The organism is Caulobacter radicis (assembly GCF_003094615.1).
GTDB lineage: Bacteria > Pseudomonadota > Alphaproteobacteria > Caulobacterales > Caulobacteraceae > Caulobacter > Caulobacter radicis.
Genome location: NZ_QDKO01000020.1, coordinates 278,338 through 291,937, shown reverse-complemented (window position 1 = coordinate 291,937; position 13,600 = coordinate 278,338). Strand labels below are relative to the sequence as shown.

Annotated in this window: 13 protein-coding genes; 7 read left to right on the top strand and 6 right to left on the bottom strand. The window is 70.3% G+C overall.

Annotated elements, in window-relative coordinates; translation table 11 throughout:
* On the top strand, nucleotides 1–307 hold a 307-nt coding region (locus DDF62_RS13060), incomplete at its 5' end, for a carboxyl transferase domain-containing protein (RefSeq protein WP_279629651.1).
* A gap of 312 nt (nucleotides 308–619) precedes the next feature.
* Nucleotides 620–1,519 (top strand): hypothetical protein, encoded by a 900-nt coding sequence (locus DDF62_RS13055; RefSeq protein WP_133244922.1) that lies wholly within the window; start codon nucleotides 620–622, stop codon nucleotides 1,517–1,519.
* Between the two features lie 3 nt (nucleotides 1,520–1,522).
* On the opposite strand, the gene DDF62_RS13050 is transcribed toward DDF62_RS13055, so the two are convergent.
* The 3 genes from DDF62_RS13050 to amaB form a co-directional block, all read right to left on the bottom strand.
* On the bottom strand, nucleotides 1,523–3,160 hold the full coding sequence (locus DDF62_RS13050; protein WP_341871573.1) for a Na+/H+ antiporter: 1,638 nt from the start codon (nucleotides 3,158–3,160) through the stop codon (nucleotides 1,523–1,525).
* A gap of 114 nt (nucleotides 3,161–3,274) precedes the next feature.
* On the bottom strand, nucleotides 3,275–4,189 hold the full coding sequence (locus DDF62_RS13045) for a glycoside hydrolase family 18 protein (RefSeq protein WP_116489493.1): 915 nt from the start codon (nucleotides 4,187–4,189) through the stop codon (nucleotides 3,275–3,277).
* A 109-nt stretch (nucleotides 4,190–4,298) separates the two neighbouring features.
* Nucleotides 4,299–5,825 (bottom strand): L-piperidine-6-carboxylate dehydrogenase, encoded by a 1,527-nt coding sequence (amaB, locus tag DDF62_RS13040; protein WP_116489492.1) that lies wholly within the window; start codon nucleotides 5,823–5,825, stop codon nucleotides 4,299–4,301.
* A gap of 124 nt (nucleotides 5,826–5,949) precedes the next feature.
* On the opposite strand from amaB, the gene DDF62_RS13035 reads away from it, so the two are divergent.
* From DDF62_RS13035 to DDF62_RS13015, 5 genes are all read left to right on the top strand, one after another.
* Nucleotides 5,950–6,855: a polyprenyl synthetase family protein gene (locus DDF62_RS13035; protein WP_116489491.1), complete on the top strand. Its 906-nt coding sequence runs from the start codon at nucleotides 5,950–5,952 to the stop codon at nucleotides 6,853–6,855.
* Nucleotides 6,852–7,805 carry an ABC transporter ATP-binding protein gene (locus tag DDF62_RS13030; protein ID WP_116489490.1) on the top strand — a complete coding sequence of 318 codons (954 nt, stop codon included), beginning with the start codon at nucleotides 6,852–6,854 and terminating at the stop codon, nucleotides 7,803–7,805. The genes DDF62_RS13035 and DDF62_RS13030 overlap by 4 nt, the downstream gene beginning before the upstream one ends.
* A complete protein-coding gene (locus tag DDF62_RS13025) occupies nucleotides 7,802–9,004 on the top strand; it encodes an ABC transporter permease (protein ID WP_116489489.1) in 1,203 nt (400 codons plus the stop codon). The genes DDF62_RS13030 and DDF62_RS13025 overlap by 4 nt, the downstream gene beginning before the upstream one ends.
* Before the next feature lie 75 nt (nucleotides 9,005–9,079).
* A complete protein-coding gene (locus tag DDF62_RS13020) occupies nucleotides 9,080–9,553 on the top strand; it encodes a sterol desaturase family protein (RefSeq protein ID WP_116489488.1) in 474 nt (157 codons plus the stop codon).
* On the top strand, nucleotides 9,553–9,897 hold the full coding sequence (locus tag DDF62_RS13015) for a GlpM family protein (RefSeq protein WP_116489487.1): 345 nt from the start codon (nucleotides 9,553–9,555) through the stop codon (nucleotides 9,895–9,897). Before DDF62_RS13020 ends, DDF62_RS13015 begins: the two co-directional genes overlap by 1 nt.
* Nucleotides 9,898–10,136: 239 nt before the next feature.
* Here DDF62_RS13015 and DDF62_RS13005 read toward each other — a convergent pair whose 3' ends face one another.
* The 3 genes from DDF62_RS13005 to DDF62_RS12995 form a co-directional block, all read right to left on the bottom strand.
* Nucleotides 10,137–11,621 (bottom strand): amidohydrolase, encoded by a 1,485-nt coding sequence (locus DDF62_RS13005; RefSeq protein WP_341871572.1) that lies wholly within the window; start codon nucleotides 11,619–11,621, stop codon nucleotides 10,137–10,139.
* A gap of 324 nt (nucleotides 11,622–11,945) precedes the next feature.
* On the bottom strand, nucleotides 11,946–12,971 hold the full coding sequence (locus DDF62_RS13000) for a FecR family protein (protein ID WP_116489485.1): 1,026 nt from the start codon (nucleotides 12,969–12,971) through the stop codon (nucleotides 11,946–11,948).
* On the bottom strand, nucleotides 12,934–13,497 hold the full coding sequence (locus tag DDF62_RS12995) for an RNA polymerase sigma factor (RefSeq protein WP_101711944.1): 564 nt from the start codon (nucleotides 13,495–13,497) through the stop codon (nucleotides 12,934–12,936). The genes DDF62_RS13000 and DDF62_RS12995 overlap by 38 nt, the downstream gene beginning before the upstream one ends.
* Nucleotides 13,498–13,600 lie beyond the last annotated feature (103 nt).

Sequence of the window (13,600 nt, the reverse complement as noted above, 5' to 3'; positions counted from 1 at the left end):
GAGCTCCAAGCACCTGCGCGGCGACTTCAACTACGCCTGGCCCACCGCCGAGATCGCGGTGATGGGGGCCAAGGGCGCGGTGGAGATCATCTTCCGCCAGGAGGCCAAGGATCCGCAGGCGCTGGCCGCCCGCGAGGCCGAATACAAGGACCGCTTCGCCAACCCGTTCGTGGCCGCATCCCGCGGCTATGTCGACGACGTCATCATGCCCCACGGCACCCGCAAGCGCATCGTCCGGGCCCTGCACTCCCTCAAGGGCAAGGTCCTGACCAACCCCGCAAAGAAGCACGACAACATTCCGCTTTAGGCACGAGATGCTCCCCCTGAAGGGGGAGCTGTCGCGGAGCGACTGAGGGGGAAGAGGCTCCCGCCATCCCTAATCCGTAAAATCCCCGCGAAAGCGGGGACCCAGGTGTTTTATCGTCGAGCGCCGTGGGTTTCAGAAAAAGCCTGGGTCCCCGCTTTCGCGGGGATTTTACGGGAGAGGTGTTCGGCCTCAGGAACAACTCCCCCTCCGGGCCACCTCCCCATTCAGGGGGAGGCTATACGCCCTCCGATAACATTGATCCGCATCATCGCTTCGTGGTTGTGTAGGGCCTCGACAATTCCGGGGGGAACCATGAAGACGAACCATTGGGCGCGCGGAATGGCCGTGCTCTGCCTTGCCGCCGCGCTGGGGCTCGGCGCCGCGCACGCCCAGACGCCGGCCCAGGCCCCGCCGCTCCAGGACGGGACGGCGACCTTCTCCACGCCCGCCGCCACGCCGGTCCCGGCGCCCGATGGAGCCCTCACCGGCGGGGCCCAGGATCGCGCCGAGGCGGCCGACCTGTCGGCGCTGGAATACGAGACCATCTTCCGCATCCTGTTCGGCGTGCTGGCCATCGCCGTGGTGCTGGAGTCGGCCCTGGCCGTGCTGTTCGGCTGGCGGGTCTTCCAGAACCATTTCAGCAGCCGTGGCCTGCGCACCCCGGTGGCGGTGATCGTCGGCTGGCTGGTGGCTCATGGCCTGAAGTTCGACGTCGTCGCCTCGCTGTACCAGGCCCTCTACGGCGGGCAGGGCGAGGTCTCGCCGCTCGGGGGGCTGGGCGTCTTCATCACCGGCCTCGTCCTGGCCGGCGGCAGCGCCGGGGTGAACAACATCCTCAAGGCCCTGGGCTTCCGGCGCATCGGCCCGGCCGAGGGCGCGACGCCGCGTCCGGCCGCCACCGAGGCCTGGTTCAGCGTCACCTTGCAGCGCAAGGACGCCGTCGGCCCCGTGCAGGTGCTGCTGCTGAGCGACGCCGGCCCGGCCGTGCTGGTCGGCATGATCAGCGGCAAGACCGCCCCGCCGCCCTGGGCGAGCGATTTCGTCTCCAACCAGATGCGCTTTCCGCCGGTGGCCGGCCACGTGCTGGCGCCGGGAACCACCTACACCTTGAGCCTGGCCGGCGCCGACAAGGCGGGCGCTCCGATCCACAAGGACTGGGGCCCGTTCACCCCCGGCGCCGGGGCGATCATCGACGTGTCGCTGACGCTCTGAGCGTCAGATCCGCAGACGCGCCTCGGCCAGGTCGAGTTCGCGCGTCAGCTTGGCCTGGATGGCGCCGTCCACGGCCCGCTGGCGCAGGAGCCTGTGCAGCGCCTGGCGTTCGGCCTGTACGGCGACCAGGCGAACCTCCTTCTCGAAGCCCCGGCCGCGACGGGCGGCCAGCGCCACCTCGCCGGTCTGGGTCAGGCCGTCCAGGCGGTCGCGATAGACGTCGACCACCCGCGCCGAGGCCGTCTGGAAGTCGGCGTCGGCGGCGTGGGGCGAGGACGACTGCATGTGCTCGATCGCATGGACGGCGGCGATCGCCAGGGTCGCCCGGGCGCGCTCGGCGTTCTCCAGGCCCGCCGTCTCGGGCGGCAGCTGCAGGTTCTTCATCAGCAGCGGCAGGGCGATGCTGGAGATCAGCAGCGACAGCACGATCACGCCGGCCGCCAGGAAGATGGCCAGGTCCCGGGCCGGGAAGGCCTCGCCCGCGGCCGTGACCAGCGGCAGGGTCAGCACGCCGGCCAGGGTGATGGCGCCGCGCGCCCCGGCGCAGGCCGTGGCGGTGATGATCTTCCAGTCGGGGCTGGCGCGGTCCTCGCCGCGCCGGCGCGCACGCAGCAGGGTCAGCTTCAGCGACCCCCACACCCAGGCGAAGCGCAGCACGCCCAGGCTCAGCGTGATGGCCACGACATAGATGGCCAGCCACCAGGGTTCGTGGTGGCCGGTGGAGCGGACGGTCTCGACCGCCCCGGCCAGGATCGATGGCAGCTGCTCGCCCAGCAGCACGAAGATCACGCCGTTGGCGGTGAATTGCAGGGTGTCCCAGACCATGTTGCGGCGGACGCGCGTGGCGGCGACGGTCTGGCGGGCGACTTCCGAGAAGCTCATGGCCACGCCGGCGGCGACGGCGGCCAGGATGCCCGAGGCGTGCACCCGCTCGGCCAGCAGGTAGGCGGCGAACGGGATCAGCAGGCTGACCAGGGTCTGGGGACCGGCGTCCTCGGCGCCGGCGCGGGTCAGCCAGGCGTTGAGGGTGGTGACGACCAGGGTGGTGACCACGCCGATGGCTATGCCCGCCAGCGCCACCCAGGCGAAGTTCAGCACCGCCTCGTGCAGCACGAAGCTGCCGGTCAGGGCCGCGGCGATGGCGAAGCGCAGGCAAACGAGGCCCGAGGCGTCGTTCAGCAGCGACTCGCCCTCGAGGATGTGCATGAGCCGCTTGGGGATCGGCACCCGCTGGGCGATGGCCGACACCGCGATCGGGTCGGTGGGCGAGATCACCGCGGCCAGGGCGAAGGCCACGGCCAGCGGCATGGACGGGATCATCCAGTGGATCAGCAGGCCGACGCCGACCACGGTCAGCACCACCAGCCCCAGCGCCAGTTCGAGGATGATCGGCAAGTCCTTGAAGAACTCGTCCTTGGGAATGCGCCAGCCGTCGAGGAACAGCAGCGGCGGCAGGAAAAGCAGGAAGAAGAGGTGCGGGTCGAGCGAGACAGGCGTCTTGGTGACCATCGCGATCAGCGCGCCCAGGCCGATTTGCACCAGCGGCGCGGGGACGGCGAGGGGAAGGAACCGGGCGGCCGCGCCGCTCAGGACGACGGCGGCCAGAAGGGCCAGGACGATCTCGACAGTCTGCACGCTCACCTCACGACCATTGAAGTCGCGGTTACCCTAGGGTGATGCGTCCGGGGATGCGACCCATAAAGCCCCCCGCTCGCGGACCGGCCGGAGCGGGGGCAGGAGGGCGTCAGGGCGACGTCAGGCGTCGACCGCCTCGCGGGCCGAGGTCGAGGCGCCCAGGCCGTTGTTGATCGCCGCGGCGTAGTCGGCCGGCGTCGGCCCGCCGGAGGGCTCGGTCGAGAAGATGCCGCTGCTGTTCCACAGGAAGCCGCCGGTGATGCCCGAACCGGCCAGTTGCGAGAACACCTGCTGGATGGAGGCCGGGCCCTCGCCCTGCGCGCCTTCGACCGCATAGCCGGGCACGATGAAGGCGTAGGGGTTGGCGACGCCGGTGTTGGGCGTCTGCTGCACGGCCTGGGCCCATTGGGTCGGGTCGTTGCCCGCGCCGCCGGCGTAGCACTGCAGGTTCATCCACTTGACGATCTGCTGGTTGTTGTTCTGGGCGTAGACGTCCGCCAGGCAGCCGGTCCAGAAGTCGGTGGCGGTGTAGGGGCAGTAGGTGGCGTAGAGCCCCAGCGACCCGACATCCAGCGTCAGGGTGACGATCATCTTCCGGTCGTTGGCGGTGTAGTCGCCCTCGTAGTCGAAATCGACGCCGGTGATCCCGAAGGTCGACTGCAGCACGGCGAGGTTCGTCTTGACCTGGTCGCGCGCGCCCAGCCAGGCGGTGAAGTCGCTGGTGGTGCCCCAGGCGCCGACCGAGACGATCAGGTCGCGCACGCTGCCGCCGCTCATCAGCTGCTTCACCAGCGCCGGATAGTCCGGATTGACGCCGCTCGAGCCGTCGGTGGCGTACTTGACCTGGCCTTTGCTGACGAACAGCGTGTCGTTCAGATAGAGATCGCCGCCGTCATGGATGTGGATCGACCACAGGATCACGGTGGTGATCCCCTGGTTCAGCTGCTGCGCCTGCGTCGTGTAGGGCACGGGCGGGGTGGGATAGCCGTCCTGGAACAGGCCGTTGCCGTAGATGGCGATGGGATAGGCCGACATGACGTTTGCCTCCGGCTCGGGAATGAGCGGAGCGCACGCTATGAGTGGGTGCAATTTCAGGGTGTGATTTTCTTCACTCTCGCAAAAAGTTTATATGGCGCAGCTTGTCCTACAGGTCGAACCGCACGCCCTGGGCCAGGGGCAGGGCGCCGGAATAGTTCACGGTCGCGGTCTGGCGGCGCATGTATTGCTTCCAGGCGTCCGAGCCGCTTTCGCGCCCGCCGCCGGTCTCCTTCTCGCCGCCGAACGCCCCGCCGATCTCGGCCCCCGACGGGCCGATATTGACGTTGGCGATGCCGCAGTCGCTGCCCCAGGGACCCAGGAAGCCTTCGGCCTCGCGCATGTCGTTGGTCATCACGCAGGAGGACAGGCCCTGGGGGACGTCGTTCTGCATCGCCACCGCGTCCTCGAACTCGGCATAGGGCACGACATGGAGCAGCGGCGCGAAGGTCTCGCGGGCCATGCCGGCGGTCGGCGCGGGCAGGCGGGCCAGGGCGGGGCGGACATAGAACGCCTCGGGCGCCTCGGTCTCGTTCAGCCGCTCGCCGCCGGTGACCATGGCGCCGTCGGCCCGGGCCTGGTCGACGGCGTGGACGAAGGCCTCGTAAGCCGTCCTGTCGACCAGCGGCCCCAGCAGCACCCCGTCCTGGCGCGGATCGCCGGCCGTCAGGCGGGCGAAGGCGGCCTCGACCGCGTCGGCGACCTTGTCGACCACGCTCTCGTGGACGATCAGACGGCGCAGGCTGGTGCAGCGCTGGCCGGCCGTGCCTGCGGCCGAGAAGACGATGGCGCGCAGGGCCAGCGACAGGTCGGCGCTGGGCGTGACGATCATCGCGTTGTTGCCGCCCAGCTCCAGGATCGAGCGACCGAAGCGCTCGGCGACGACGGGGGCCAGGGCCTTGCCCATCCGGGTCGAGCCGGTGGCGCTGACCAGCGGGATGCGTGGATCGCGCGCCAGGCGTTCGCCGGCGTCGCGGCCGCCCAGCACCACCGATGACAGCCCGGCCGGAGCGTCGTCGCCGAAGCGGGCCAGCGCGCGATCCAGCAGGGCCTGGGTGGCCAGGGCCGTCAGCGGGGTCTTCTCCGACGGCTTCCAGATCACCGGATCGCCGCAGACCAGGGCCAGGCAAGCGTTCCATGCCCACACCGCGACCGGGAAGTTGAAGGCGCTGATCACCGCGACCGGCCCCAGCGGATGCCAGGTCTCGCGCATGGCGTGGCCGGGGCGTTCGGATGCTATCGTGAGGCCGTGCAGCTGGCGCGACAGGCCGACGGCGAAGTCGCAGATGTCGATCATCTCCTGCACCTCGCCGGCGCCCTCGGAGGCGATCTTGCCAGCCTCCAGCGTCACCAGGGCGGCAAGGTCGGCCTTGGCCGCGCGCAGTTCCTCGCCAAGCAGCCGGACCAGCTCGCCCCGGCGCGGGGCCGGAACGCAGCGCCAGGCGCGGAAAGCGCGGGCGGCGCCCGCGACCTTGGCCTCGATGGCCTTGGCGTCGTCGAAGGCGACATGGGCCAGGGTCGAGCCGTTGATCGGCGTTCGCACGGCGGTCCCGCCGTCGGCGGAAAGGCCGGCGACGCCCAGGCGGGCCAGGATCTCGCGGGCGTGGTCGGCGGGAGAGGGCAGGGGCTTGGACATGCCGCCATGGACGCGCCGCGCGCGGCCGGGGTCAAGAGCCGCCCGCTGCGCGCTCGGGTTGACGCCGCGACAGGGCGCCTTCAAATGACTGGCTCCTGGAGGGGCGGGGAGCTCGACTCGCGAGATGGACGATCAGGTCGCCTTGCAACAGGGACTGCTGACGCGGGTGGAAAGCCTGCGGGCGCGCGTCGACCGCCGCCTGGCCGAACTGGCCCCGGCGCATGGCGCCGCGCCGGACCGCCTGGTCGAGGCCGTGCGCTATTCGCTGCTGGCGCCGGGCAAGCGCTTTCGTCCGATGCTGACCCTGCTGGCCGCCGAGGCCTTCGGCGCCAATGACGGCGCGGCGCTCGACGCGGCCTGCGCCTTCGAGATGATCCACGCCGCCTCGCTGATCCTCGACGACCTGCCGGCCATGGACGATGCGGGCCTGCGTCGCGGCCTGCCGACCATCCACCGCGCCTTCGACGAGGCCACGGCGATCCTCGCGGGCGTCGGCCTGCTGAACCAGGCCTATGCCGTGATCGCCGCCGACAAGGGCCTTCCGGGCGAGCTGCGGGCCGAGGTCTGCGGCCGCGCGGCGGAGGCCGTGGGCTTCATGGGTCTGGTCGCCGGCCAGGCCCGCGACCTGCTCGATCGCGATCAGCTGCGCGACATGAGCCAGATCGACCGCCTGAACCATGAGAAGACCGGCGTGCTGATCATCGCCGCCGCTCAGGTCGGGGCGCTGATCGGCGGCGCCGACGAGGCGGCCGTCGAGCAGGTGGGCGAGTTCGCCCGCCGGGTGGGCCTGGCCTTCCAGATCCGCGACGACCTGATCGACGCCGAGGGCTCGGTCGAGGCCGCCGGCAAGGACACCGGCAAGGACGCGTCCATGACCACCGCCGTCTCGCGCCTGGGCGTCTCCGGGGCCCGCGCGGCCATGGAAGAGCACCTGGCGGCCGCCGAAGCCGCCCTGGCCGCGGCCGGCGGCGGCGGGCTGCTGGGGGCCTATGCCGGACGGCTGTTCGCCGCGCGCAAGGCGGCGGCGTGAATCCAGAGCCTGTTCCGGCGGCCCCCATTCTCGTGGCTGAAGGCGTGGTGCGATCCTATGGCGATCGCCGCGTCCTGAAGGGCGTCGGCCTGTCGCTGCATCCGGGCGAGATCTACGCTCTGCTGGGCCACAACGGGGCGGGCAAGACCACCCTGGTGCGGGCCATCTGTGGCCGCCTGCGGCCGGACGCGGGGACCGTGCTGCTGAACGGCGCCGATCCCGCCCGCACGCCCGCCGCCCGGGCGGGGCTCGGCCTCGTGCCGCAGGAGATCGCCCTCTACGCCAACCTGTCGGTGCGCGAGAACATCGAGACCTTCGCGACCCTGGCCGGGGTGCCGCGCGCCAAGGCGCCGGCGGCCGTGCGCCGGGCCATGGAGCTGACCCGCACGCTGGATCGCGCCGATGCGCCGGTGCGCACCCTGTCGGGCGGCCTGCAGCGCCGGGCCAACATCGCCGCGGCCATCGTCCACGAGCCGACCCTGCTGATCCTCGACGAGCCCACGGTGGGGGTCGACATCGACGCCCGCGAGGCCGTCGACGCGGTGATCCGCGACCTGCGCGGCCTGGGGGTAGCGGTGCTGATCGTCACCCACGACCTCGATCAGGCTGGGGCCCTGGCCGACCGCGTCGGCTTCCTGCGCGACGGATCGATGGTGCTGGAGGGGGAACCCCGCGCCCTGGTGGCCGAAGCCTTCGGCGACCAGATGGAGATCCTGGTCCATCTGGCGGAAGGCCTCGACATGGCCGGCGAGATCCACCTCGCCGCCGAAGGCCTGGAGCCGACCCGCCGTCCGGGCGTCTGGACCCGCCTGGACAGCGGCGGCTATGGCGCGGCGGGGCGGCTGGATGCGCGCCTGCGCCAGTTGGGCCTGGCCCCGCGCGAGATCCGCGTGCGCCAGCCGTCGCTGGCCAACCTGTTCAGCCTGGTCGCCGAGCGGAAGGCCGCATGAGCGGGCGGTTGGCCATGTCGCTGGCGATGATGCGGGTCATGGCGCTGGAGCTGTGGCGCGACCGCGCGGCCCTGGTCATGACCTTCCTGCTGCCGCCGCTGGTGTTCCTGATCTTCTCGTCAGTGTTCGCCGGAACCTCGGGCGACAACCTGCAGCCCAAGCTGGCCGTGGCCGACCTGGCCCGCACCGACGCCTCGCGCCGGGTCGCCGCCGCCCTGCTCAAGAGCCCCGAACTGCGGGCCGAGACCGCCCCCGACGCGGCGGCGGTGCGCTCGCGCGTCAAGTCGGGCCAGGTCGACGCGGGCCTCGTGATCCGCGCCGACCCCGCCGCCCCGGGCAAGCCGTTCCTGATCGTCGCCGACCCCTCGCGGGCCGTCGCCGCGCCGCTGGCCCAGGCCCGCACCCAGCAGGCCCTGGCCGCCGCCGCTCCCGACGCGGCGCTGCGCCGGTCGATCGACTCCGTCGCGCCGGCCCTGGGCGAGTTGACGCCCGTGCAGTCGGCCCGCATCGACGCCGCCGCGGCGCAGCTGCGCGAGAAGCCCCAGCCCGTGAAGGACGACCTTTTCGACCGCGAGGACATCGCCGGCGCTCGCAAGGGCGGGGCGGTGATCGCCTACTACGCCGGCGCCGTGATGATCCTGTTCGCCTTGTTCTCGGCCATGCAGGGGGCGCTGTCGCTGATGGAGGAGCGCCGCGCCGGCGTCGCCGACCGCCTGCTGGCGGGCGTGGCGGGCATGGGCCCGGTGGTCACCGGCAAGTTCCTGTTCCTGACCGCCCAGGCCTTCGTGCAGGCGGTGATGATCTTCGTGGTGGCGCAGGCCATCTACGGCGTCGAGGCCTTGCAACACTTCGTGCTGTGGCTGCCCACCACGCTGGCGGCCGGCGTCTGCTCGGCGGGCCTGGCCCTGGGCCTCGTCTCGCTGTGCCGCACGCGCGATCAGGCCCAGATGCTGTCGACCTTCGTGATCCTGGTGTTGGCGGCGATCGGCGGCAGCATGGCTCCGCGCTTCCTGATGCCCGCCTGGCTTCAGAGTCTGGGCTGGCTGACGCCCCACGCCTGGGTGATCGACGCCTATCAGGCCGTGCTCTGGCGCGACGCCGGGATCGCGGCCGTGTATAAGGCCTGGATCGTGCTGGCCGCCGTAGGCGCGGCGGGCCTGCTCGTGGCCCAGGCCCTGTCGCGCGATCCGCAGCGTTAGGACTTTGCGCTAGAACAAGGACGGGAGCCGAGGGCCTGTTGCAGTCAGGTCGCCGGCTCTGGAGTTAGAGAAGCGATGGTCACCTTCGGTCTCAAGGTCGCCCTGTTCCTGGGCGCCTTCGCCTTCATGGAAGGCTTCGCCTGGTTCACCCACAAGTACGTCATGCACGGCTTCGGGTGGGTCTGGCACCGCTCGCACCACGAGCCACGCCACGGCGCCTTCGAGCTGAACGACCTGTTCGCGGTGGTGTTCGCGGCCCCGGCCATCGTCGCCATCTATTTCGGGACCAGCGGTCATCCGTGGCTGCTGCCGATCGGCCTGGGGATCACCGCCTATGGCGCGGTCTATTTCATCTTCCACGACGGCATGGTGCACCAGCGCTTCAAGGTGCCGCTGGGCAAGTCGGCCTACTGGAAGCGCCTGATCCAGGCCCACCGCATCCACCACGCCGTGCACACCAAGGAGGGGGCGGTGTCGTTCGGCTTCCTGCTGGCCCGGCCGATCCGCGAACTGAAGGCCAAGCTGAAGGCGCGGGGCGTTCAGGCCTGATGCCGCCGCTGCTTGTCGAGGTTCTGTGGAAGGGGCTGCTGGGCGGCCTCGTCACCGCCCTGATCGTGCTGGCCTCGAAGAAGGGAAACGTGCTGCCCGGCATCCTGCCGCTGGCCCCGACCTTCGCGATCATCGCCCTGCTGGCCGTTGGCTCCAAGGGCGAGGCCGGCGGCTTCCGCACCGCGTGCCTGGCCGGCGCCAAGACCATTCCGGCCTATCTCGTCTTCCTGGGCGTCTCGTGGCTGCTGGTCGATCGCGTCGACTATCGCCTGGCCATCCTGGGCGGCCTGGCCGCCTGGCTGGTCGCGGCCCTGGTGATCTTCTTGGCGCCGAAGTTCCTGTGAGCGGAGAGAGACCGCTCCATCCAGCCCCAAAAACAGTCGTCATCCCGGAAAGCGCGCAGCGCTTATCCGGGACCCAGGGGACTGGGCGTGGCGCCTGAGGCTAACGCCGCGGCGTTGGCAAATGCATTGCGGTTGCCCCTGGGGCCCGGCTCTTCGTTACGCTGCGGCCGGGATGACGCAGATAAAAAAGGGCGGCGAGCAAGCCCGCCGCCCTTCGGTCTTCACCCGGTCCGAGCGCCTTACTCCGCGCCGCCGGCCTTGCGGTAGTCGAGCGGGGGCTTGCGGTCGCCGACCATGGCCTTGTACTGGAAACCGTCGCCGCGGCGGGCGTTCAGCTCGGCCTTGGCGTCGGCGATCAGCTTGGGGTTCATGAACAGCTCGGCGCCGGTGATCGACAGGGTCTTGGCCGCCACGGCCGCGCCCTTGAGGCCGATCGACGAGCCCGCCGCCGCCACGTTCTGCCAGCTGTGGCCGGCCGAGCCCGGGACAAAGGTCGCCGTCGACAGGCCCACGGTCGGGGTTACCCACGAGATGTCGGACACGTCGGTCGAGCCGCCGACGCCGCCCTTGGTGTCGGCCGGGGCGTAGGACTGGACCTTGCCCACCGAGGCCAGGTCGCCGCCGCCGCCGTTCAGGCTCTTGGCCAGGGTCTTGGCGAACTCGGTCTCTTCCGGCGTCCAGGTGATGCCGCCCACGCTGGTCAGGCTGTCGTGCATGACCTTGCCCAGCACGTCGTTGGGCAAGAGGTTGTAGACGCCGCCGGTCTGCTCGAACTCGACGGTGGTCTCGGTGGCCATGGCCGCGCCGTCGGCGGCCTTCTTGATGCGGTCCATGACGCTGACCACGATCTTCGGATCGCTGTTGCGGACGTAGTAGTAGACCTCGGCGAAATCGGGCACGACGTTGGGGGCCTTGCCGCCGTTGGTGATCACGTAGTGGATCCGCGTGCCGTCGGGGATGTGCTCGCGCATGAAGTTGGCGGCGGTGTCCAGCACCTCCACGCCGTCCAGCGCCGAGCGGCCGGCCCACGGCGCGCCCGAGGCGTGCGAGGACTTGCCGCGGAAGCGGAACTTGCCGCTGATGTTGGCCATCGAGGTGCCCTGGCGGGCCGAGTTCTCGTTGCCCGGGTGCCAGTGCAGCGTCACGTCGACGTCGTTGAACAGGCCTTCGCGCACCATGTAGACCTTGCCCGAACCGCCTTCTTCGGCCGGGGTGCCGTAGACGCGGATCTCGCCCTGCACCTTGTTCTGGATCATCCACTCCTTGAGGGCGACCGCGCCGGCCACCGAGGCCGCGCCGAACAGGTTGTGACCGCAGCCGTGGCCGTTGTCGGTCTCGGGACGGGGGGTCTTGGTCGGGGCGGCGGCCTGCGACAGGCCCGGCAGGGCGTCGAACTCGGCCAGGATGGCGATCACCGGACCCTTGCCCTGCTTGAAGCTGGCGACGAAGGCGGTCGGCTCGTCGGCCACGCCGGCCTTCACCTCGAAGCCGGCGGCCTTCAGCTGATCCTGCAGCACCACCGTGCTCTTGGCCTCGAGGTAGCCCAGCTCGGCGTAGTCCCAGATCTTCAGGGCCGCTTCGTTCATCTGCGGGGTGTAGGCGTCGACGTTGGCCTTCAGCTGGGTCTTCTGCGCGGCGTTCAGCGGCGCGGCGATGGCGCTTGAGGCCATCAGCATGGAAACGCCAACCAGCCCGGCGGCGGCGGTCTTGAGGATCGAAGTCACGAAAAGCCTCCCTGCGAACGGCGCGAACGGCGCCGCTGTCGGTATTCATGACGCAGGCCGCAGGCGGTTCCTCAACCGTCGACGATATTTCCCTCTCTCTTTGAGAGAGGGAGGGGCCCGCCGCGAAGCGGTGGGAGGGTGAGAGGTGACAAATTTTCCGAAAGGAGCGCTGTCAGAGTGCAGGATCGAACGATCCGCACCATGTCGTTGGATCTCTCAAGCGCGGCGCCAATATCCGGGTTTTTCCGGCAGAGGGTGAAGCCTCTCACCCTCCCACGCCTTCGGCGCGGGCCCCTCCCTCTCTCTCAGAGAGAGGGATTTAGCTCACGGCGAAACCAGGACGATCTCGCCCGCTTCGCCCGTCTTCACCTTGGCCGCGCCATAGGCGCTGAGCGCGTCGACGAAGCCGGAGACGTCGCCGGTCTTGAAGCGGCCGCTCATCGGAGTGGCGGCCACGCGCGGCGAGTCGATGCGGATCTTGCGCACCGAATAGCGGTTCAGCTCGCCGACGATCTGCGCCAGCGGCTGGTTGTCGAAGGTGACGCTGCCGTCGCGCCAGCTGGTCAGGGCGGCCACGTCGGCGGCGGCCACGGCCCAGGTCGAACCGGCCTGCTGCTCCAGGCGAGAGCCCGGCAGAAGGTCGACGCTGTTGTGGGCGGCCGGGTCGGCGACGCGGATCTTGCCTTCCAGCAGGCTGACCGACCACTTGCCCGGATCGATGCGCACGTTGAAGGCCGTGCCCAGGGCGGTGACCGTGCGGCCGTCGGCGGTGACCACGAAGGGACGCTGCGGGTTCTTGGCCACCTGGAAGAAGGCCTCGCCGCGATCCAGGGTCAGGGCGCGCCGGGCGCCCATCTCGGTGACGCGCAGCACCGAGTCGGTCGACAGGGTGGCGACCGAGCCGTCGGCCAGGGTGATGACCTTCTGCTCGCCGACGCCGGTGCGATAGACGACCTGGGCCATCTGGGCCGGAGCGACGGCCGGGGCATGGTCCGATGGCGCGGTGGCCAGCCACAGGGCCGTGCCGAAGCCGCCGGCGGTGACCAGGGCGGCGACGGCCGCGGCCCAGCGCATCTGCGGGCGAGCGCGGCGGTGGCGCTGGTCGGCGGCCAGCTCGGCCTTCAGACGGGCGCGGGCGGCGACAATCTCGGGTTCGTCCGACAGGGCGCCGATACGCGTCCAGGCGTCCGAGGCCGAGGCGTAGGCGTCCTTGTTGGCCGGATCGGCCTTCAGCCAGGAATCGAAGTCACGCCGCAGGGTAAGGTCGTTCGGCCGGTTCTGCAGGCGCGCGACCCATTCCGCGGCGTCCGGTTCACCGGAAGAAGCCAGGTTTGGGACGGTGTGGCGCATCGTGTTCCTGCAGGCGGCTCGTCAGGTGCTTGAGAGCCTTGGCGACATGTTTTTCGACCGCGCTGACGGAGAGTCCCAGTTGAGCGGCCGCCGCCTTGTAACTCATGCCTTCAAATCGGACGAGCATGAATGCAGCGCGCGTCCTTAAGGGAAGGTCACCGAGGGCGGCCGCGGCGACGGCGGCCTGCTCCTTGGCTTGCAGGATACGGTCCGGCGACAGCTCGTCCAGGGGGTGGTGGATTTCCTCCAGCTCGCAGTGCGCCTGGCGTTTTCGCACCGTGTCGCGGCGGCGACGGTCCAGCAGGACGTTGGTGGCGGTCTGGAAAATGAAGCTGCCGAGGTTCGACACCTCGCCGCCGTCACGGCGGTTGTGCAGTCGAAGAAGCACTTCCTGCACGAGGTCGTCGACCTCGCCGCCTTCCACTCTTCGGCGGAAGAAAGCCTTCAGGGCCTGCTGGTAGGGCAGGGAAGCATGGGCCAGGCCCTCGCTTCCACGCGCTCCAGCGGCAAGATTCGCCAGCGCCATTCGTCGTCCCCGACACAACGAGTCTTTTTTGTTGCGATCATTCGTCAGCAGCGTGACGGCGCGGTCAACCCACACTCTCGCACTTGCCGTCGGGGCGCCCCGC

Coding starts and splice junctions, on each gene's coding strand:
- DDF62_RS13045 (WP_116489493.1), bottom strand. CDS start 4,189: ATGTCGGCCTATCCCATCGCCATCTACGGCAACGGCCTGTTCCAGGAC.
- DDF62_RS13055 (WP_133244922.1), top strand. CDS start 620: ATGAAGACGAACCATTGGGCGCGCGGAATGGCCGTGCTCTGCCTTGCC.
- amaB (WP_116489492.1), bottom strand. CDS start 5,825: ATGTCCAAGCCCCTGCCCTCTCCCGCCGACCACGCCCGCGAGATCCTG.
- DDF62_RS13035 (WP_116489491.1), top strand. CDS start 5,950: ATGGACGATCAGGTCGCCTTGCAACAGGGACTGCTGACGCGGGTGGAA.
- DDF62_RS13015 (WP_116489487.1), top strand. CDS start 9,553: ATGCCGCCGCTGCTTGTCGAGGTTCTGTGGAAGGGGCTGCTGGGCGGC.
- DDF62_RS13025 (WP_116489489.1), top strand. CDS start 7,802: ATGAGCGGGCGGTTGGCCATGTCGCTGGCGATGATGCGGGTCATGGCG.
- DDF62_RS12995 (WP_101711944.1), bottom strand. CDS start 13,497: ATGGCGCTGGCGAATCTTGCCGCTGGAGCGCGTGGAAGCGAGGGCCTG.
- DDF62_RS13000 (WP_116489485.1), bottom strand. CDS start 12,971: ATGCGCCACACCGTCCCAAACCTGGCTTCTTCCGGTGAACCGGACGCC.
- DDF62_RS13020 (WP_116489488.1), top strand. CDS start 9,080: ATGGTCACCTTCGGTCTCAAGGTCGCCCTGTTCCTGGGCGCCTTCGCC.